We start from the raw sequence: 21146 nt of genomic DNA on the forward strand, positions 1-21146 counted from the left end.
AAATAGCGTATACCAAACTGGCACATTGGTACAAAGATGTAGAGAATACAGGATTTAGAGCGTTCAACACAATTGCGAACACGATAACACTCAATTATAGATCAATACTGAACTATTTTATAAACAGAAGTACAAATGCCTCAGCAGAATCATTCAATGCAAAGATCAAAGCCTTTAGAGCACAGTTTAGAGGAGTCAAAAATGTAGAATTCTTCCTTTATAGATTAACCACAATCTTTGCATAAACACAACAATTGGGCTTGATCCGCTCTTTTTTTAAACCATCACGGAGATATGAATTATTATTAAATGTGAGGTACAAAAAAAGCCCTCAAATTTATTTGAAGGCTTATATTTTGGGTGGAAGACCGGGCTCGAACCGGCGACCCTCGGTACCACAAACCGATGCTCTAACCAACTGAGCTACAACCACCATGTAGCCGCATTTTAAAATGCGTTCCTGCCCATTCGGACAAGCAGGTGCAAATGTAATTTATTTACTAATGTTTACAAAGCCTTTTTGAAAAAAAATTATACTAAATCAAATAAACTTTTTACAGCAGCATAACGCTCTACCGTAAAACCTTCAGCGTGTTCAGTTCCTATCAATCTTCCTAAATCTCGCGCTCTGTAATCAATACTGTCTGTAAAATTTTTACTACTGATTGGTGTTTGAGGTGCTTTACTTTCAGGATCAAAGAATTGCGTTTTATAAGCCGCTACAGCTTCCATTTTTTTATCCATAAATCCTGACACATCCACTACAATATCCGGTTCAATATTTTTCCATTGAATATAATGGTACACGTGCTTTGGTCGCCATTGCTGTTGTGCTTCGCCGTCCCATTCTGTTTCAATTTTCATCAGTCCGCTTAAAAAACAAGCGTCACTTACCAATTGACTCGCTTTGCTATGATCGATATGACGGTCATCAATAGCATTGCATAACACCATTTCTGGCTGGTATTTTCTAATCATTGCAATAAGCTGCAGTTGATGTGCTTTATCATTTATGAAAAATCCATCTGCAAAACCCATGTTTTCCCTTACCGAAACGCCTAAAATTCGAGCGCCATCTTCAGCTTCAGATTTTCGGGTTTCCGCAGTTCCGCGAGTCCCTAATTCACCACGGGTAAGGTCAATAATCCCCACCTTTTTACCATGATGGACTTCTTTTGCAATGGTAGCACCACAACCTAATTCTATGTCATCAGGATGCGCACCAATGGCCAAAATATCTAATTTCATCTGTTTATTTTTTATTCCATTCGTTTTGTTCGGCTTTGGTCAAAAACGACCAAGCCACTATTCTACTCACTTTATTGCCTTGAATCATTTCCAATACTTGAAATTCAGTAGCGCCCAATTTCTTTAAAGATGCTTCCATTGATTGCACATGACCAATGTTGGACACTAAGCTCGTGTACCAAAAACATTGCTGTTTAAATTGTGAGCTTTCGTAAAGATAATTATGTACAAAGGCTTTTTCGCCTCCTGCATAACATAACTCCTTTGGAGTACCACTAAAATTTCTTACTACTTTGTCAGCTCTGTTGCCTAAACCTTTCAGCTTAGTTTTTGTGGCATCAAGAGCATCGGCCTGACTTTTAAAAAATGGTGGATTGCAAACAGAAGCGGTAAATTTATCAGAAGGCTTTATAATTCCTTTTAAAATCTGCTGATAATCCTTTTGATGGCGTAATTCAATCACGGTTCCCAAATTGTTTTTGTCAATGATGGTTTGGGCCACCTGAAGTGACTTTTCATCAATATCAGCACCGACAAATTCCCAATTAAACAGGGCATTTCCCAATAAAGGATAGATACAACTTGCACCTACCCCCACATCCAATACTGAAATAGGATTTTCCTGACCATTTCGTCTTAATAAATCGGACAAATGGTGCATATAATCGGCACGACTTGGGATGGGTGGGCAAAGATTTTCGTCAGGGAATTGCCAGAATTTTATATGATAATGCGTCAACAAAAGGGCAGTATTTAACGCTTTTACGGCCTCAGGATTTGCAAAATCTATCGTTTGGGTTTGATATTCATTAACATAAACATGAGGCTTTAAAGCCTCGTGGTTTGCTGTTAGCAGATCAAAATCGTACTTTTTATGGTGCAGAGAGTTCTTATGCAAAATGCTTATTTATATACTAATGAGACTGATGTTTTAATTTATTCTCTATCCGTCTATCAGGAATCAACCATAGAATAGCGACCAAGATAAAAACAGCACCGCTAATCCATACATTGATAAATGCGCCTGCAATACCACAGATATATAAAGGTGGTGAGATTTTGCCTTTAATATCATTTCCTAAAGCTGCAGCCAGTATAGAATCTTTACCTTGATTTTTTATAATTGAGGTTTGTAAAATAAAATAGGCGACGGCAGCACAAAGCAGCACGACACCATATAAGGACACTGATGCCGTTGTAAACTCATTTTCGCCCATCCAACCAGTTACAAAAGGAATCAATGACAACCAAAAAAGCAAATGGATATTGGCCCACAAAATGGATCCTGACACCTCTTTTACAGTTTGCAGCATATGATGATGGTTATTCCAATAAATGGCCACATATATAAAACTCAATACATAACTGCCAAAAACCGGCAGTACCGTATGCAAATCCTTAAATTCTCCCCCGTGAGGCACTTTTAGCTCTAAAACCATAATGGTAATAATAATTGCTAAAACACCATCAGTGAATGCTTCCAATCTGCCTTTGTTCATAATCTTTATAATTGGGATATCCTGCGTCTAAAACTTTTAATTCTGATTTTGAAGTTGAGACGTTTTTACTTTACTTATGGCTTGTTCAATATCGGCAATCAAATCTTTTTTCGATTCTATTCCTACTGAAAAGCGAATCAAATTATCGCTCACCCCAATAGTATCACGCTCTTCTTGAGTCAACAAAGCATGAGAGGTTTTGTGTGGTGACAGCATCGTGCTCTCTACCCCTGCCAAGCTCATGGACGATTTGATCAGCTTTAATTCCTTTTGAAATGCCATAGCATCCAATGCGTCTACCAATTCAAAAGACAGCATGCCACCAAACCCTTTCATTTGCGCTTTGGCCAAATCATATTGTGGATGGCTTTTAAGTCCTGGATAAAAAACCTGCTTCACATCTTCGTGATTGGATAGAAACTTTGCCAGTTTTTTGGCGTTTTTGTTTTGAGCTTTGACGCGTAAGTTCAGTGTTTTCATACTGCGTTCCAACATCCATACGGTCATATCACTTAAACTGCCCCCTAAATTTTTAGCCACATTGAATATGGTATCCATATGTGCATTATTACAAGCTACCGCACCGGCTAGAATATCAGAATGTCCTCCCAAATATTTTGTGGCCGAGTGCATGACGACGTCAATCCCGAAATCAATTGGGGTTTGATTGATTGGACTTGCAAAAGTGTTATCAATTGTAGAGATCAAGTTTTTGGATTTTGCCAAATCAGCCACCCCTTTGATATCGGTAATGGTCAATAACGGATTGGAAGGGGTTTCAATGTGGATCACCTTTGTGTTTGGACGAATAGCAGCTTCAAAATCAGCAACCTCATAGCCATCCGTAAAGGTGAATTCAATGCCGTATTTTGGAAACTCTTCCCTAATAAAATTACTGGTCCCGCCATATAATGTGTTCTGAACGACAATATGATCGCCTTGTTTTAAAAAGGCCAAAAATACGGTACTGATGGCGGCCATGCCGCTTCCAAAAATCATTCCTGCATCGGCATGCTCGAGCGCTGCAATTTTTTTAGATAAATACTCTTGGTTTGGTGTGTTAAAATATCGGGGATAACGTTTAACTGCTACATCATCAAATTCATAAGAGGTAGACATATATATAGGCGATACCGCCCCTTTAAATTGTTCATCCTTGATTTCACCTACGTGGGTGCAAATGGTATTTAAACCGTATTTTGATTTTGACATGTTTTCTAAAATTTAGATGGATAAAATTACGAATAATTGGTTATACATCGATAGATAATAGGACTGCATTTTTGAACTAGGAAAAATTTAAGGGCATCCTACTCATCGCAACGCGGATAAAGTCGTTATATGTTATCATGCTTTCTGTAAATCTGCAAGTAGCTCAATAAAATGTGGTTAACTTAAAAAAAACCAAAACTTCAAATCCATTTTTAGGCATTGTAACTCATTTCACTTATATTCGTGACGCTATTAATAAATTACTCTCTAAATGCTTAAAGCCATATTATTTGACATGGACGGTGTTATCGTAAACACTGAACCATTACATCACAAATCCTTTTATAACATGTTCGACGACATCAATATTGATGTCCCAGAAAGCCTTTATGCTTCATTTACCGGACAATCTACAAAAGCAATTTGTGAAATCTTGATTGATCGTTATGAATTGCCATTAGGTTCAGAGACTTTGGTCGACTTAAAACGTCATCATTTCAAATATTTATTTGAGAATGATCTTGAATTGGATCTTTTACCTGGAGTCTTAGACCTGATCAAAGATTATTACAAAAATGGATTGACCTTAGTTTTGGCATCTTCTGCCTCAATGGAAAATATCAACAATATTTTTGAACGTTTTGATCTGAACAAATATTTTGTGGCCAAATTGAGTGGTGCCGACTTGAAGGCGTCCAAGCCGCATCCTGAAATTTTTGAAAAAGCCGCAGAGGCCTCTGGTTATAATCGTCATGAATGTTTGGTGATAGAAGATTCAACCAACGGCATTAAAGCTGCGAAAGATGAAGGTATTTTTTGTGTAGGCTATGATAGCCTTCATTCCCGTGATCAAGACTATTCATTGGCGGACTTGGTGGTAAGTGATTTTAAAGATATTGCCTACAGCTCCATTATTGAGCAATTTACTGCCGAACTTCAAGAAAAATAATAAGGTTGAGAATTCATTCTTAGGGAATGATTTAATTACATGACCCACTGTGGCTGATTAAAAAAGTCATTCTAACTATGGAAAATAATAGACGGGCAAAAAAATAATATTCTTCGAAACTGAGAGATTAGAAATTAAAAGTTTAAAACGTGCTGACAAAAATAGTTTCATTGAACTATGCTCTGACCCTAAAGTCATATTGACCCTATGGTTACATCTAAATAACAGCAAATTGTTACGCTTTGTTTTTAGATACGATCCTGAAAAAGCACCTAGAATTACTTTTCTTTTTTTAAGAGCTCATTTTGTTCTTTTATTAACTCTGTTAAATGGGATAGTAATTCAATATCCTTAGGTGTCTTTACGGTTTTATCTTTGGGATCTTGAGCTTTATTTTTTAAACTATTCAAGAACTTAACCACGATAAAGACTGTAAACCCGATGATCAAGAAATCCATAAACGCTTCAAAAAGGGCACCATATCCGATGGCAACTTCATCGGAGATCATCTCTCCAGAAGCGTCCGTTAATTTATCCCTTAAGACCAAACGCTTATCCTGAAATTTAAGACCATCAGTCATTAACGATAATGGAGGCATAAGTACTTTCTTTACGAGAACATCAATTACCTTATTAAATGATGCGCCAATAATGATCCCAATGGCCATGTCCATCATATTTCCTTTGACGGCAAACTCCTTGAATTCTTTAAAAATTCCCATTTCTATTTACGGTTTATTGTTAATGTAAAAATTGTAAATAGCAACAGCCATAAACAAATGTTTATGGCTGAAGTACTATCCAATAGGTTCAGTTCTTATTTTTTATAATATATAACATATTTACGGTAGGCAAAAATGGCTAAGACTGCTACAATTGCAACAGTAATAAGGATAAATTTCAAACTTACAATCTGGTCGCCACTGGCATAGGCATGCAATCCAGAAAGGTAAAAATTCACTCCAAAATACGTCATCATGATACTTGCAAACGCAATGATGGCAGCCAAATTAAAACCAAAACGTCCACGAAGTCCTGGTACCAATCTCATGTGAACCACAAAGGCATATACCATAATACTGATCAAAGCCCATGTTTCTTTAGGGTCCCACCCCCAATAACGGCCCCAACTTTCATTTGCCCACATTCCTCCTAAAAAGTTTCCAATAGTCAACAATACCAAACCAGTTGTCAATGCCATTTCATTGATAATGGTCAACTCCTTGATGTTGAGCAACATCTTTTGCTTATTCTTTTTGTTAGTGAAAATCATCAAAATCAGAGAAACTGTTCCTAAAATCATTCCCAAGGTAAATGGTCCATAACTCATGACAATTACGGCTACGTGAATCATTAACCAGTAACTATCTAATACAGGTTCTAAAGTGGAAATGGCAGGATCCATCCAGTTCCAATGTGCTACCATTAAAATCATGGCCGTCACAAACGCTGTTGATGCAATGGTCAGATCACTTTTTCTTCCGAAAGCTAATCCGAAGAACATGGTGGCCCATGCAACGTAAATCATAGATTCATAAGCATCACTCCAAGGCGCATGCCCTGAAAGGTACCAACGTACACCTAGACCTAAAGTGTGTAGAATAAATAACCCTAAGAGAATAAATCCAAACACCTTAACACTAACATTCACAAACTTATTGTTACCGTTGAAAATCTGTATAATCAACAATACGAACATGAGCGTTCCCGCGTATAGGTACCAACTATATAGATTTTTAAAGATATCGTATTTGTTATATGCAATCTCTGTTTCTATCTTTTTATCCGATAGCATAACGGCACTTCCATATTTTTCCTGAGTCTTCTTTATCCCGTTCAATACGGCATCTGCTCTGGAAAAATCGCCATCTTGCTTTGCGCTATTTAGGGTTAATAAATAAGCGCTAAAACCGTTATTCATGAAATTCGCCAAAAGTGAATCGCTTATTTTTTCACGATACCCACCATCTCTAAATTCTTTTGAAGAAATCCATTTATTATTATCATCTTCAGGCACTGGGAAAATTTTCATGGCCCGACCTTCTAAAGCATTGTGCATTAAATTAACCCGTTGATCAGCTTCTTTAAATTCTTTTTGTGAACCGTTTGGAATGGCCGCTCTATAGGCACTTTCTAAATAAGGTTCTAACTTATAGGTGCCATTTTCAGTAAAGAAATCAATAAAGGCCACGAATTTTTGATCTAACGGGGTGCCAATGATCTTTCTAATGGTATCTGCTTTTTTTGGAGCCAAATAAATAATTGGAACGTTATACCACAACAATGGACTTTCTTGAATGGATAACATTACCTGATTGGCATCAAACCCTTCGTAAGTATCATGTTTACTAAGTTTACGCAACACTTCAGATGCATAAGTATCCATTGGCATCATACGGCCGCTATAATCCTGAACTACCAAATGTGCAAATTTATCAGCATGTTCTTTTGGGGTGATGTTTGCCTTCAGCACAGAATCAATTTGTGCTTTTGTCGGTCTGCCGTGGTCATGACCATCATCTGGAGAATGGGTTTGAGAAAAACCTATCGTAGAAAACAGCAAAAGTAAAATGGTGGCAAGGTTTCGTTTTTGTTTTTTAACTTTTTCAAGCATCCGATTCAAGTCTGCAAATCGTGTGTTTTTGTCAAACCAAATGGCCATAAGTCCTATATACAACAGGAAATATCCGATATAAGTTATCCAAGTACCCCAAAAATCGTGGTTGACAGAAAGGATTGTTCCTTTTTCGTCAGGATCAAAGCTGGCCTGAAAAAAGCGATAACCTCTATGGTCCAAAATATTATTCATATAAATATGGTAATCAAAATCACCATGTTCTTTATCTAAAACAGTCACCTTACTTTCATAAGACGAATAACTTTTCTCAGTTCCTGGATACTTTTGAGCGATAAAATCGTTGAGTTTCACTTCAAAAGGCAGCGCCATTAATTTGGAACCATACTTAAGCGCTATTTCCAAGTCTCCAAACTTGACTTGCTCAAACGGATTGTTTTTAAATGGACCACCCAATAGATTTACGCGCTTGGTCTCGCCATTCACTGTCACTTTTAAAACCACGCCATCTTCATCACCTTTAAGCATTTCAGGTTTTTTGACCACGTCAAATACACCTTTTACGATCGGTTTAGGAAATACCATTGACATGTTGCCTATGGCATAACGTGAACGCAATACCAACGGCTGTACACTGTCTTTCACGACAGTTCCTGTGGCGCGTGTGGCCATTGTCATATAGGATCCTTCGTAAGGAGATTCAATCGTTAGCCCTCCGTCTGGAGTAGAGGTAATATTGATCGCGCCAGGAGTTGGTTTATCTAAGGCCACCAAAACATTATGTAAATTTTGAACCTCTCCCACTTTTAAATAGTGGTTATGTGGCTGGCCTTCTCCGGCTTCAACCAGCTTAAGATAGGATTCTCCTGACTCATCAGGAATAATATCTGTTTCTGCCCCTTTGATATATTTCTCTAGTTCTATAGTAACAGGAATATTATTATATTCCGTTTTTACGTCAAATTTATTGTTCAATCGGTAGGAAAAATCGACCTCACGTTCTATTATTTTACGTTGCGCAACACCGTTTACCATATAATCACCGTCAATGTAAGTAGTGATATAGGTTTTTTGTGATAAAAATTGACTTTCAGATTCGCCTTCTCTAATATGCATCATTCCTTCAAACCCAACATATCTCGTAATGAATGCTCCAAAAATTACTAAAACAAAAGACAAATGGAGTGTTAAGGTGGCCCATTTTTCTTTTCTCAGCAATCGGTAACGAAACATGTTACCGAAAAAATTGATCATAAAAATCCCCATGATCGCTTCAAACCACCACGCATTGTAAATTAAATGTCGGGTGTAGGGAGTTGGAGAGGTTTCTTGATTAGCATCTAAAAATGTTCCGATTGCCATAGCTGCGGCAAATACAACAAATAAAATAGCGGTTAAACGGGTGGAAAAAAAAATATTAGCGAGTCTTTTTTGCATGATAGAAGAACTAAAAATTTGCGCGTTAATTTAAGCAGTGCAAATTTAACCTTTTTAGTTGATTTGTTAAGGATTAAAAGATGTTAAAATTGAAGGACAGCAGTCCCAAGGAAAAAGTGATGAACATCATGAAAATTTTATTCACTATATGGGAGCTTTAGGAGTATAAAACCATGAAAACACATAAAATGCACACCAGATGACGACGGCAAGACATTATAAACTGCTTCAATCAAAAAGCTGGTCACAACCATTATTTTTCGAGGAGCCACTCAAGCAACCTTTTTTTTTGTAAAAACAGCTATAATTGAGACTTAGAGAGGATGCGAATGGTCAAGAATTTAACCTTGTCTCGCTTGAAAAATATTCAAATACATAAACGACCCCATTTTACGAGCGCGATTTTTGGCATTTTCAGCATATTCACCTTCAAAAAGTTCATCGAGCGTTGCAAACCACAGATTCATCCATAACCCAAAATGCATCTCAGTAATGGTATTATCGTTTTCTTGATCCACCTCAATATGGACTTGCAAAGGATTTCCATGATACCTCTTCTCTAGTTTTCTGGTCATAAATAAACTCGTTTCCCAGAACGTAGTTAAACGCTCAATGTGAGCATCCCAGTCGGTTATGACGCGATTGAAAAACGGTCCTAAAACAGCATCTTTTCTTACTTTTGTATAAAATTCTGAGACGAGCAGAAATACGTCCTCCCTATTTTGAATATCTTTTTTTCCCATTATGATCTATACCAAACGTACCATGTTAATAATTAAGAACGTGGTATGCACTATGATTGTTGCAATCAATAAATTGTAGATGACTTTTGGCTTCATCTGCGCATACAACGCCCCATTATAGGCCATTGCAAAGCTAACAACTAAAGTCAAGTCTAGAAAATGAAAGTTTGGATGACTGTTCTTAAGGATAAACATGGCGGCAATAGAGCCTAAGCAGCTTTGAAAAATAATACTTAACGGAACATATAAAGTTAAATGTTCTTTAAAATCCTCAAATCCTTTAGTGTAAATTGTCATAATTCTAATTTTTAGTGTTAGTACAAAGTTCCTAAACCTTTCTTTGTACTTTTATGATTCAAATCATAAGACCATGATTCCTGAAGATATTATCCAATCTTTTGATGGGAGTTTAAAAAACTATTCCAAAGATCGACCTCTCTTTCATGAAGGAGAATTAGCCGATTTCTATTATCAGATAAAAACTGGACGCGTGAAGATGTTTAATCTTACAGAGGACGGAAAAGAATTTGTTCAAGGTTTCTTTAAAGCAGGTGATTCTTTTGGAGAACCCCCATTGTTTGGGGCATTCAAATATCCTGCGACGGCGATGGTCCTTGAAGCTTCCAAAATTTATGTCCTACCAAAAGCATCCTTTTTTAAGCTCCTAAAGAAACATCCAGACATCCATTTGAAGTTCACAAAATTGATTTGTAAACGTATGATCTATAAAGCGAAGATAATTAGGGAAGTATCAATCTATCCTCCAGAGCACCGTATTCTAACCTTATTGCACCATCTCAAGGGCAACAGTAAAACGGATAGTAGCTTTGAAGTTCCTTTGACACGGCAACAAATTTCAGAATTGACGGGCATGCGGGTTGAAACGGTTATTAGAGCTATTAAGAAACTGTAAAAATCAGAAGCTTTAGTCATTATTGATCGGAAAGTATTTATTTAAAAATAATCCACATAACCTAAGGGTCAATACAGGCCACACCTACCTTACTAAGCTGATATTCTAAAAATTTCAAAAATCTTAATTCTTAATTCTTAATTCTTCATTAATTTAGCAGCATGATTTCAGTCGTAATTCTTGGCGCAGGTAATGTCGCAACCCATTTATATAAAACTTTCAATAAGACCGATGATATTCGTGTAAACCAATGGTTTAGTAGAAAAATTTCGAGTATTAAGTCTTACAAAAATGAAGTTGATATTACTGACGATTTAACGCAATTAAAAGAAGCCGATCTCTATTTTATTGCGGTAAGCGACGATGCCATATCTAATTTATCTTCAAAATTACCATTTGAAAATCGGTTGGTGGTCCACACCTCTGGCACCGTAAATATTCATGATCTCGATAAAAAAAACCGACGGGGTGTGTTCTATCCCCTGCAAACATTTAGCAAGGATGCGTCTTTAGATTTTGCCAATGTGCCCATTTGTATTGAGGCAATAGATAGATCTGATCGTAAAATATTAAAATCACTGGCACAGGCCATAGGCAGCAACAGCCATAAAGTGAATACTGAACAGCGCAAAGCCTTACATTTGGCAGCTGTATTTGTCAATAATTTCACGAATCAGATGTACCGCATCGCACATGAAATTACCGAAGCTGAAGGCGTTGAGTTTGATATTTTAAAACCTCTAATTTTGGAGACTGCAAAAAAGATTCAGAGCCTCTCCCCTTATATGGCACAAACAGGTCCTGCAAAACGTAACGATAAAAAAACAATACACAAACATTTAGAATTATTGAAAAACGAGCAACATAAAGCCATATATGAGCTTATGACGGCAAGTATTCAGAAAACTCAAGGTGTGGCAACACGTCCAACTCCCAATTCTAAAAAGAACAACTAAATGGAAGAAAAAAGCTATAAAGAATACCTCGAACATATTACTACATTCATTTTTGACGTAGATGGCGTACTAACCGATGGCACAATTTCATTGACCACCACGGGTGAAATGTTGCGAACTATGCATACCAAAGATGGATTTGCCATGAAAACGGCATTGGACGCTGGATACAATTTATGCATCATTTCTGGAGGCAGTAATGAAGGGGTTCGCCAACGCTTAAAAGGTCTTGGAGTGACTGATGTTTATTTAGGGGCGCATAACAAAACTGAACAGCTAAAAGAGTACATGGACATTCACGATATTAAACATGAAAATGTGTTGTATATGGGTGATGATATTCCGGATTATCCAGTAATGAAGCTGGTTGGTTTACCCACGTGTCCGCAAGATGCAGTACCTGAAATCAAGGCGATTTCCAAATATATTTCACATAAAAACGGCGGCCAAGGCTGTGTGCGAGATGTCATTGAACAAGTGTTGAAGGTTCAGGGAAAATGGAATGGAAATTTTAGTGCTAAATATGATTAAAAGCCGGAAAACCTGAAGCACGGAGCATGAAGTCAGGTGACCGGAGACCGAGGATGTATGACTATATGATGATGTAGGATTATGAGATTTGGGGATCAGCTGGAAAATAATTGGAGAATGGTGCTTGTTGATTAAAGCGTTAGGATTTTATAGTTGTAATGGCAATATCTTTAAACCAAAAATCTCATCTCTGAACTTTGAACCTTGAGTCTTGCAATCCGAATGAGAAACTAAACCTAACCTCCAACATAATCTAACCCTTGAAAATTTTAAATTTAATCCGCTGGAAAAACTTAATGATGCTTGCCTTAGTGCAATTACTCATTAAATACGCATTGTTTGAACCATTTTTAAAAACCACAGAGTTAACCATAACCTTAAACGGTTTCGGGTTTGGACTTTTATTACTTTCCACCCTTTGTATTGCTGCTGCAGGAAACATTATCAACGATATTTATGACGTTGAAACAGATTTGGTCAACAGGCCTTCAAAAGTGATCATTGGCAAGCGTCTTTCTGAAAAAACAGCTTACACTCTCTATATTATATTTAATGTCATTGGTGTTCTTCTCGGTTTCTATCTTTCAAATTTAGTGGGAAGAAGTGGTTTTTTTGCTATTTTCGTCATCATTTCAGCCCTACTTTATGTGTATGCATCGTATTTAAAACGAATGCTTTTATTGGGAAACATCGTTATTTCTATACTGGTTGGATTAAGTCTCTTAATCGTTGGCATCTTTGAATTGATTCCGGCCATAACGGCTCAAAATCAGGTTACCCAGCTGACGTTTTTTAAAATCCTTTTTGATTATGCCTTATTTGCTTTCCTTATAAACCTAGTGCGCGAAATCATCAAGGACCTAGAAGACATTGATGGCGATTATAAAATGGGAATGCACACATTACCCATTGCAATTGGGCGTGAAAGAACGTCACAAGTGGTGTTTTTTTTAATATTGTTACCGTTATTTGGTTCAATTTATTATGTTGGCAATTACCTACTCAACTATGAATTATTTATTGGGTATTTTGCGGTGATGGTCGTTGTACCTCTCATTTATATCTCCATAAAATCATTTAATGCAAAAACGAAGAAACAATATCACCATATCAGCAATATGCTTAAATTAGTCATGCTCTTTGGAGTCTTGTCTCTGTTGCTTTATCCGATTGTTTTGAAGTAAGCTCTCACGGTATTCGCTCTGAGAAGCGCTGAGGTGTGAAGCTGAATGTTAAGAACGGGAAGCAAAAAATCTATCAACGACATTGGTATTTTAACAACAGAAATACAACCCACTGCCTACTAAAAAATGAAGATTATAGATATGCTCAACGAAAAACTAAAACACCACAACATCATTTTAGCCTCGGCATCACCAAGGCGTCAACAGTTCTTCAAAGACTTGGGATTGGAATTTGAAATCCGCTTAAAACCGGTCATTGAAGACTATCCGCAACGGCTATCCCATTTTGAAATCAGTGATTATTTGGCGCAGTTAAAAGCATTACCCTTTAAAAAGGAGCTTCAACCAAATGATATCCTCATCACCAGTGACACGATTGTCTGGCATAATAAAAGGGCTCTGGGCAAACCAAAAGACGCCACCGAAGCTTTAGAAATTATAAAATCATTGAGCAATGTCACTCATGAAGTCATAACTTCAGTGTGTTTTACTTCCCTTTACTCCGAAAAAACCATAAATGCGGTTACGAAAGTGACTTTTAAAAATTTGACGGATGAAGAAATCAACCATTATATCGCTACCTGTAAACCCTTTGATAAAGCGGGTGCCTATGGTATTCAAGAATGGATTGGACAAATTGGCGTTACCAAAATTGAAGGTTCTTATTTTAATGTCATGGGATTGCCAACACATCTTGTTTATGAAACCTTAAATGAGATGGCTTCTATGATTTAATTGTGTATTTTTAATAAAACTACATGATATGAAAGTTTCATTACGTATTGCTGTTGCATCATCTCTCCTTATAATGCTATTTTCTTGCAAGAAAGAGCCAGAAGAAACTCAAAAGAATCACGATGTTCCAGAGCTGACGGAAGCCGTTGTAAAAAAATACCAACCTTTATCCGATGAATTTAAAGTCTATTGGTTTGCCAATGAGGCCGAAATTACCGCTTATAAATTAGAACAGGCGCGTTATGGTGAAATCCGTGAGGGCAATGCAGTTTTGGTTTTTGTGACCGAGCAATTTTTGAGCGAAGAACAAGTAAAAGCTGATCGGTCATCATCCGAAAACATTCCTGTCCTGAAATTAAATGCCACAAAAAATTTCAATACCGGTATCTATCCGTATAGCATCATGCAAAGCGTTTTTTACCCTTTGGCTAACAATCAACACGCTTTAAAAATCTCATGTTCCGTCCAAGAATGGTGCGGCCATATGTATAGCCAACTCAATAACCGTTCAGATTTTGAAGTGGTGTCCCATTCCTATTTTGAGGGTGAAGCCGATGAGAATTTTAGTCTGACTAAAGCCATTCTAGAAAATGAATTATGGACGCAATTACGCATTAATCCTAAAAGCTTGCCAATTGGTAATATCGAAATAATCCCCTCTATGGAGTTTTTACGTTTAAAACATGTACCGTTTAAGGCTTATCCCGCTTCCGCAGAATTGTTAGAAGGCACCTATACGCTCAATTATCCAGAATTGAACAGAAGTCTTTCCATCAATTTCAATCCGCAATTCCCTTTTGACATTATTTCTTGGGAAGAAACCTTCATTAGTGGTTATGGTGAAAACACCAAACCACTGACCACCAAAGCGACAAAAATAAACACCATAAAATCGGACTACTGGACTAAGACCAAAAATGATGATTCTTCTTTTAGAGAAAGCCTTGGTTTAGATTAAATTCATCACTTTTCTATGTATCTTTGCGACTAATTTTACATTCAAAGATCTATGTTTTTTCAGAACTTTCAGAAAGAATTCATTTATACAGGATTTATCCTTCTCTTTTTACTCGTTGCCCGGTATTTTATCAACGCACTTATTGGAAAAATATCAAGAAGAAATGGCATTAATATCGCGCGGACTCATTTAATGCAACGTTATGTGAGCGTGGCTTTGCTTTTGCTCGCATTTTTGATCATCCCTATTATTTTTGGAACGCGTGCTGAGGACTTTATAGTACTTTTTTCTTCCGTTTTTGCGGTCATCGGGATTGGTCTTTTCGCCATTTGGTCCATCTTGAGCAATATCACGTCAGGAATCATAATGTTTTTATCTTTTCCTTACAAAGTAGGAGATAAAATAAAGATTCACGATCATGATTTTCCATTGGAAGGAATTATTGAGGATATTAGAGCCTTCCAATTACATCTGCGTATTGAAAATGGCGATTTGATTACCTATCCCAACAACTTAATGCTTCAAAAACCGGTGACTCTAATCCAAAAGGATGCAATTGATAAGGTTTTTGAGGATGGTACCGATTTGATATAGGTGTTATGATTATTTTGAATTTTAAAAAAGCAGGTGTCAGAGGCAGAGTTCATATCTCGTTTTGATAATTAAAAGTGTCACCAATTTGAGTTAAAAAAACGCTAAAACCGACAATTGCGGTGCTTCTTTTTTATATTTGAAGCTAAAGCTAATGACCACAAAATGTTCAGACCTTATTTCTTCCTAATCCTCACATTATTTTATTGTTTTTCCGCTCAAGCACAACAGCCTAAAAAACCAACAAGTTCCGAAATTTACCAAGCCATTGAAAAGCTGAATTTTTTAGGTTCCGTACTTTATCTTGCCGCCCACCCAGATGACGAAAACACACGACTCATCTCGCACATGGCCAACGCGGTAAAAGCAAGAACAGCCTACCTTTCATTAACCCGAGGAGACGGCGGGCAAAACCTGATAGGACCAGAATTAAGAGAGCTTTTAGGAGTGATTAGAACTCAAGAATTGGTGGCAGCACGCAAGATTGATGGCGGGGAACAGCTATTTACGAGAGCCAACGATTTTGGATATTCAAAACACCCTGACGAAACTTTGGCGATTTGGAATAAAAACGAGGTTTTGAGTGATGTCGTTTGGGCCATTCGTAAATTCCAACCAGATGTGATCATCAACCGTTTTGACCATAGAAGTCCAGGAACGACACATGGACATCATACAAGTTCCGCCATGTTAAGCGTAGAAGCTTTCGATATGGCGGCAGATAAAACAAAATTTCCAAATCAGTTGAAATCCGTAGACGTTTGGCAACCACGACGTGAATTTTTCAATACGTCATGGTGGTTTTATGGAAGCAAAGAAAAATTTGATGCGGCAGATAAAACCAATCAGTTTGCCATAGACGTTGGCGCTTTTTACCCTGCTCTAGGCTTGTCAAATCCGGAAATTGCGGCATTGAGCAGAAGTTCACACAAGTCACAGGGTTTTGGAAATACAGGTACTCGGGGTAATGATTTTGAATATTTGGAACTCATCAAAGGCGATCTGCCAAAAGACAAAAACAATATTTTTGAAGGTATCGATACCAGTTGGAACCGCGTAAAAGATGGTAAGCCAATTGGTGATTTACTTCATAAAATTCAAGAAAGCTATGATTTCACTAATCCTTCAGGGTCCATTCCAAAACTAGTTGAAGCCTATAGATTGATTCAAAACCTCGAAAGCAGCCATTGGAAAACTATAAAATCTGAAGACCTCAAAAATATTATTGCTGCATGTGCTGGATTATATCTAGAAGTTGCGGCCGAGTCCAATACCGCTACGCCAAATAGCACCATAAAATTAAACTTAGAAGCCATCAACCGGAGCCCACAAAAGATGACATTAACTTCAATTGTATTATCTGGCGGTACCATGGTCAAAGAAAATACAGACTTAAAATTTAATGAATCCCATCGGTTCAATTCACCATTGAATATTCCTTCAGACGCCTCTTGTTCATCTCCATATTGGTTAAACTCCAAAGGCACTTTAGGGATGTATAGAGTGGATGATCAACGTTTAAATGGTTTGCCAGAAACTCCAAAAACAATTACCGCAACATTTAATGTTTTAATTAATGGAGAGATTCTATCCTACAGCAGACCAGTCATTTATAAAATAAACGATCCTGTAAAAGGTGAATATTATAAACCGTTTGAAATAGTTCCGGAAGTCGCTGCCCACATTTCCGAACCTGTTATTATTTTTGCGGATGAGGAATCCAAGGACATCCAGGTTGTAGTAAAAGCTTACCGCAATAATTTGGACGGCTTTGTTCAGTTAGCACATCCTAGAGGCTGGGAAATCTATCCTGAAAAACAAAATGTAAACATACTTCATAAAGGTGAAGAACAGACTTTGATTTTTAAGGTCACGCCTCCAAAAGATCAAAGTGAAGGCTTAATGACGCCAATGGTTCACATAGGAAAAGAGGTTTATACGAAAAAACTGGTTGAAATTAACTATGGCCATATTCCTTTTCAATTGGTGCTGTTGCCAAGTGAAAGCAAGGTGGTGCGGTTAAACATTCATAAAAAAGGAGAAAATATAGGATATATTGAAGGTGCAGGAGACGTAGTTCCAGAAAGCCTAAGACAGATTGGTTATCATGTAGCCATCATCAAACCTGAGGATATCAATGCGGAAACCCTCAGCCGTTTTGATGCCATTGTTCTTGGAATTAGAGCTTATAATACTGTTGATGCCCTAAAATTCAAACAGAAACTCTTATTTGATTTTGTGGAGCAAGGTGGCAATCTTATAGTTCAGTACAATACCACCGGCGGTATGGTTGTGGATGAATTGGCGCCATACCCATTGGAATTGTCAAGAGATCGCGTTACTGACGAAAATGCGGAGGTCACCTTACTAAACACGAATAGCGCATTGCTCAATTATCCAAATAAGATTACTTTAAATGATTTTGACGGCTGGGTGCAAGAACGTGGGCTCTATTTTCCTGATAAATGGTCCAAAGAATTTACGCCCGTATTATCAATGCATGACCAAGGTGAATCTCCAAAGAAAGGTAGCTTATTGGTCGCCAAATATGGAAAAGGCCATTATATTTATACTGGGCTGAGCTTTTTTAGGGAATTCCCTGAAGGCGTTGCCGGTGCATACCGCCTATTTGCGAATATGCTCTCTATAGGCAAAGAGACCATTAATAGTAATCAATCCTTAAAAAATTAGTCATATTTCAAAGGCCTCTATCAAATAATGGCAACGAACCCTAAGATGGACACAAGAACTGATCTTCAACATCTGATAGGTTTGTGAACAAAAAATTAAAACCATGGAAAAATCACCACCAAAAGAACGTTGGAAAAAATCATACACTTTTGTATTGGTTGCCAATGCCATCTATATTGTTTTGTTCTATTTCATCATGAAAACCTTCTAAAATGCTGACATTAGATTGGATTGTGCTTATTGGTACACTTGTTTTCATAGTTGCTTACGGAACTTGGAAGACCCGAGGCAGCAAGAACGTGGAAGATTACCTTAAAGGTGGCAATGAAGCCAAATGGTGGACTATTGGCTTAAGCGTTATGGCAACGCAAGCCAGCGCCATTACCTTTCTCTCAACACCTGGTCAGGCCTTTCATGATGGGATGGGTTTTGTGCAATTTTATTTTGGATTGCCAATAGCCATGATCATTATTTGCCTGGTTTTTATTCCATTGTATTACCGGCTTAAAGTCTATACGGCCTATGAGTTTTTAGAAAATAGATTTGATCTAAAGACCAGAAGTCTGACCGCAATTTTATTCTTAATCCAACGCGGATTGGCGGCTGGAATAACCATTTATGCGCCTGCCATTATTCTGTCTGCAGTATTAGGATGGAACTTGAATTTACTCATTGTCATCATCGGTATTTTAGTGATTATCTACACCGTTTCTGGTGGCACAAAAGCGGTCAGTATCACCCAAAAACATCAAATGGCCGTTATTTTTACGGGCATGTTTATCGCTTTCTTTTTAATCGTGAGTTACCTTCCTGAAAATATCACGTTTACGAAAGCCCTGGATATTGCTGGAGCTAGCGGAAAAATGGAAATCCTTGACTTTTCATTCGACTTCAACAACCGCTACACTTTTTGGAGTGGCATTATTGGTGGCACGTTTTTAGCACTCTCCTATTTTGGAACTGATCAAAGTCAGGTGCAACGCTATCTTTCAGGGAAATCCGTAAAGGAAATGCAAATGGGGTTGATTTTTAATGGTCTATTGAAGGTGCCTATGCAGTTCTTCATCTTATTGGTTGGGGTGATGGTTTTTGTGTTTTATCAATTTAATACCTCACCTATCAACTTTAACCCCGCAGCTACGGATACCGTAATGAATTCTTCATACGCCAAAGAATATCAACAATTACAATCCAAACAAGATCAAATTTTTACAAAGAAAAAAGAATTGATGCACGCCTACGCCAGTACAAAAAACGAAGCGATTGCAGATCAAATTGCAACTTATAATAAAGACGATAGAGCAAACAGAGAGGCTGCCAAAGCCTTAATTGCCAAAGCAAATAGTGAACGCACGCTTTCTGTGGAAACCAACGATAAAGACTATGTGTTCATCCATTTTATTTTAAACAATTTACCACGTGGTTTAATCGGTTTGCTTTTGGCTGTAATTTTAAGTGCAGCCATGTCAAGTACGGCCAGTGAACTCAATGCCTTGGCGTCCACCACAACCATGGATCTTTATAAGCGCAGTTATGATGAGCAGGATAAAGATGACATCCACTATTTAAAAGCTTCCAAATGGTTTACTTTAGTATGGGGAATTTTGGCTATTTTTATAGCGTCTGTGGCTTATTTAGCTGACAATCTGATTCAATTGGTGAATATCATCGGCTCCATTTTTTATGGGAATGTTCTTGGGATATTCCTGTTGGCATTCTTCTTTAAATATGTAAAGGGCAATGCTGTTTTTTTGGCCGCTTTAATTACTCAAGCGATAGTTATTATGGGCTGGTGGCTCGATTGGATGCCTTATCTTTGGCTGAATTTATTTGGCTGCGCACTCGTGATAGGGCTTGCTTTTATACTTCAAACTATTAATTCATTAAAAAATGAATACGCCTAAAACCATACGCTGGGGAATTATCGGACTCGGGAAGATTGCCAATAAATTTGCCAAAGATATCCAAACCATTGACCATTGTGAACTTTATGCTGTAGCCTCTAGGCACCAAGAAAAGGCCAATTCATTTGCAAAACAGTATAATGCCACTAAGGCTTATGCCAATTATGAAAGTTTAGCTGCCGATCCTCACGTTGATGCTGTTTATATTGCAACCCCACATAGCTTTCATAAAGCGAACGCCATAATGTGCTTAAATCATAAAAAAGCTGTTTTATGCGAAAAGCCTTTTGCTATGAACCTCCAGGAAGTTGAAGCTATGATAGCGGTGGCCAAGGCGAATAATGTCTTGTTGATGGAAGCCTTGTGGACCTATTTTTTGCCACATTACCAATTTGTTTTAAAAGAATTAAAATCTGGAAAATACGGTGCCATCACAAAATTAGAAGCCGATTTTGGATTCAAACCAAAAATCGATATGGAGTCGCGGGTTTTTAAAAAATCTCTTGGTGGTGGAAGTTTGTTGGATATCGGCATCTATCCTATTTTCACTGCTTTATCCACTTTGGGGAAACCCGTGGATCTTGAAGCAAAAGCTACTTTTTTCGATAATGGTGTGGACGCTACCTGTGATATGATTTTCAATTATAATAACGGCGTAAAGGCATTTTTAAAAAGTACATTTTTGGAAGAAACGTCCTCAGAAGCTGTTTTTCATTGCGAAAGAGGCAGAATTAAAATCAATTCAGGGTTTCATCGCCCTTCTACGGTAACCATTACTAATGACGGCAAACAGAGCACTCATGATTTTGAAGTTAAAACCATTGGCTATAGTTATGAAACGGCGCATTTCAATGCGCTTTTAAGAAGTCATAAAACAGAAAGTCCGATTATGAACCACAAGTTTAGCAGAGATTTGATGTTTATATTAGATGATGTCAGGCATCTCATCAACTTAAAGTACTGAATAAAATAGCCTCACAAAATCTTGTGAGGCTGAATATATATTTAATGTGGCATCAA

20 protein-coding genes and 1 tRNA gene are annotated in these 21146 nt (G+C 37.4%); 12 read left to right on the forward strand and 9 right to left on the reverse strand.

The genetic code is table 11. The features are described from left to right. On the forward strand, positions 1-245 hold a 245-nt coding region (locus G525_RS0116480), incomplete at its 5' end, for a transposase (RefSeq protein ID WP_245577814.1). 113 nt (positions 246-358) lie between these two features. Here the strand turns inward: G525_RS0116480 and G525_RS0116485 are convergent. The 5 genes from G525_RS0116485 to G525_RS0116505 all read right to left on the reverse strand — a co-directional run bounded on the left by G525_RS0116485 (position 359) and on the right by G525_RS0116505 (position 3959). After that, positions 359-434 (reverse strand) — tRNA-His (locus tag G525_RS0116485). A 97-nt stretch (positions 435-531) separates the two neighbouring features. After that, positions 532-1248 carry a bacillithiol biosynthesis deacetylase BshB1 gene (gene bshB1 / locus G525_RS0116490; protein ID WP_027127133.1) on the reverse strand — a complete coding sequence of 239 codons (717 nt, stop codon included), beginning with the start codon at positions 1246-1248 and terminating at the stop codon, positions 532-534. Between the two features lie 4 nt (positions 1249-1252). Then, a complete protein-coding gene (rlmF, locus tag G525_RS21295; RefSeq protein WP_035479985.1) occupies positions 1253-2146 on the reverse strand; it encodes a 23S rRNA (adenine(1618)-N(6))-methyltransferase RlmF in 894 nt (297 codons plus the stop codon). A gap of 16 nt (positions 2147-2162) precedes the next feature. Then, the gene (locus tag G525_RS0116500) at positions 2163-2747 is read right to left on the reverse strand and encodes a TMEM175 family protein (protein WP_027127134.1); all 585 of its coding nucleotides are present in this window, start codon (positions 2745-2747) and stop codon (positions 2163-2165) included. A gap of 36 nt (positions 2748-2783) precedes the next feature. After that, positions 2784-3959 carry a trans-sulfuration enzyme family protein gene (locus G525_RS0116505; protein ID WP_027127135.1) on the reverse strand — a complete coding sequence of 392 codons (1176 nt, stop codon included), beginning with the start codon at positions 3957-3959 and terminating at the stop codon, positions 2784-2786. Positions 3960-4230: 271 nt separating this feature from the next. Here G525_RS0116505 and G525_RS0116510 point away from each other — a divergent pair, with 271 nt between their 5' ends. Then, positions 4231-4908, forward strand: a complete 678-nt coding sequence (locus G525_RS0116510) for an HAD family hydrolase (protein WP_027127136.1) — start codon at positions 4231-4233, stop codon at positions 4906-4908. Positions 4909-5186: 278 nt separating this feature from the next. On the opposite strand, the gene mscL is transcribed toward G525_RS0116510, so the two are convergent. From mscL to G525_RS0116530, 4 genes are all read right to left on the reverse strand, one after another. Continuing rightward, positions 5187-5630: a large conductance mechanosensitive channel protein MscL gene (gene mscL, locus G525_RS0116515; protein WP_027127137.1), complete on the reverse strand. Its 444-nt coding sequence runs from the start codon at positions 5628-5630 to the stop codon at positions 5187-5189. Between the two features lie 95 nt (positions 5631-5725). Next, positions 5726-8920, reverse strand: a complete 3195-nt coding sequence (locus tag G525_RS0116520; RefSeq protein WP_027127138.1) for a cytochrome c biogenesis protein CcsA — start codon at positions 8918-8920, stop codon at positions 5726-5728. 341 nt (positions 8921-9261) lie between these two features. Then, positions 9262-9663 (reverse strand): group III truncated hemoglobin, encoded by a 402-nt coding sequence (locus G525_RS0116525; protein WP_027127139.1) that lies wholly within the window; start codon positions 9661-9663, stop codon positions 9262-9264. A gap of 6 nt (positions 9664-9669) precedes the next feature. Continuing rightward, positions 9670-9960: a hypothetical protein gene (locus tag G525_RS0116530; protein ID WP_027127140.1), complete on the reverse strand. Its 291-nt coding sequence runs from the start codon at positions 9958-9960 to the stop codon at positions 9670-9672. Positions 9961-10033: 73 nt separating this feature from the next. Here G525_RS0116530 and G525_RS21300 point away from each other — a divergent pair, with 73 nt between their 5' ends. From G525_RS21300 to G525_RS0116585, 10 genes are all read left to right on the forward strand, one after another. Next, the gene (locus G525_RS21300) at positions 10034-10576 is read left to right on the forward strand and encodes a Crp/Fnr family transcriptional regulator (protein ID WP_051209992.1); all 543 of its coding nucleotides are present in this window, start codon (positions 10034-10036) and stop codon (positions 10574-10576) included. A 161-nt stretch (positions 10577-10737) separates the two neighbouring features. Beyond that, complete coding sequence (locus G525_RS0116540; RefSeq protein WP_027127141.1) at positions 10738-11532, forward strand: Rossmann-like and DUF2520 domain-containing protein; 795 nt, start codon at positions 10738-10740, stop codon at positions 11530-11532. Further along, on the forward strand, positions 11533-12063 hold the full coding sequence (locus tag G525_RS0116545; protein ID WP_027127142.1) for a KdsC family phosphatase: 531 nt from the start codon (positions 11533-11535) through the stop codon (positions 12061-12063). A 260-nt stretch (positions 12064-12323) separates the two neighbouring features. Further along, on the forward strand, positions 12324-13247 hold the full coding sequence (locus tag G525_RS0116550) for a geranylgeranylglycerol-phosphate geranylgeranyltransferase (protein WP_084647784.1): 924 nt from the start codon (positions 12324-12326) through the stop codon (positions 13245-13247). Positions 13248-13388: 141 nt separating this feature from the next. Beyond that, positions 13389-13982: a Maf-like protein gene (locus G525_RS0116555; RefSeq protein WP_035479989.1), complete on the forward strand. Its 594-nt coding sequence runs from the start codon at positions 13389-13391 to the stop codon at positions 13980-13982. A gap of 28 nt (positions 13983-14010) precedes the next feature. Then, positions 14011-14940, forward strand: a complete 930-nt coding sequence (locus G525_RS0116560) for a hypothetical protein (protein ID WP_027127145.1) — start codon at positions 14011-14013, stop codon at positions 14938-14940. A gap of 51 nt (positions 14941-14991) precedes the next feature. Then, positions 14992-15534, forward strand: a complete 543-nt coding sequence (locus G525_RS0116565) for a mechanosensitive ion channel domain-containing protein (RefSeq protein ID WP_027127146.1) — start codon at positions 14992-14994, stop codon at positions 15532-15534. 162 nt (positions 15535-15696) lie between these two features. Further along, positions 15697-18222, forward strand: coding sequence for a PIG-L family deacetylase (locus G525_RS0116570; RefSeq protein WP_027127147.1), 2526 nt, complete (start codon positions 15697-15699; stop codon positions 18220-18222). Positions 18223-18434: 212 nt separating this feature from the next. Next, entirely contained in the window at positions 18435-20126 is a 1692-nt protein-coding gene (locus tag G525_RS0116580; RefSeq protein WP_027127148.1) for a sodium:solute symporter family protein, read from the forward strand. After that, a complete protein-coding gene (locus G525_RS0116585; RefSeq protein ID WP_027127149.1) occupies positions 20113-21090 on the forward strand; it encodes a Gfo/Idh/MocA family protein in 978 nt (325 codons plus the stop codon). The genes G525_RS0116580 and G525_RS0116585 overlap by 14 nt, the downstream gene beginning before the upstream one ends. The last annotated feature ends 56 nt before the right edge of the window (positions 21091-21146 follow it).

Source organism: Gelidibacter mesophilus DSM 14095 (genome assembly GCF_000423005.1).
GTDB classification, from domain to species: Bacteria; Bacteroidota; Bacteroidia; order Flavobacteriales; family Flavobacteriaceae; genus Gelidibacter; species Gelidibacter mesophilus.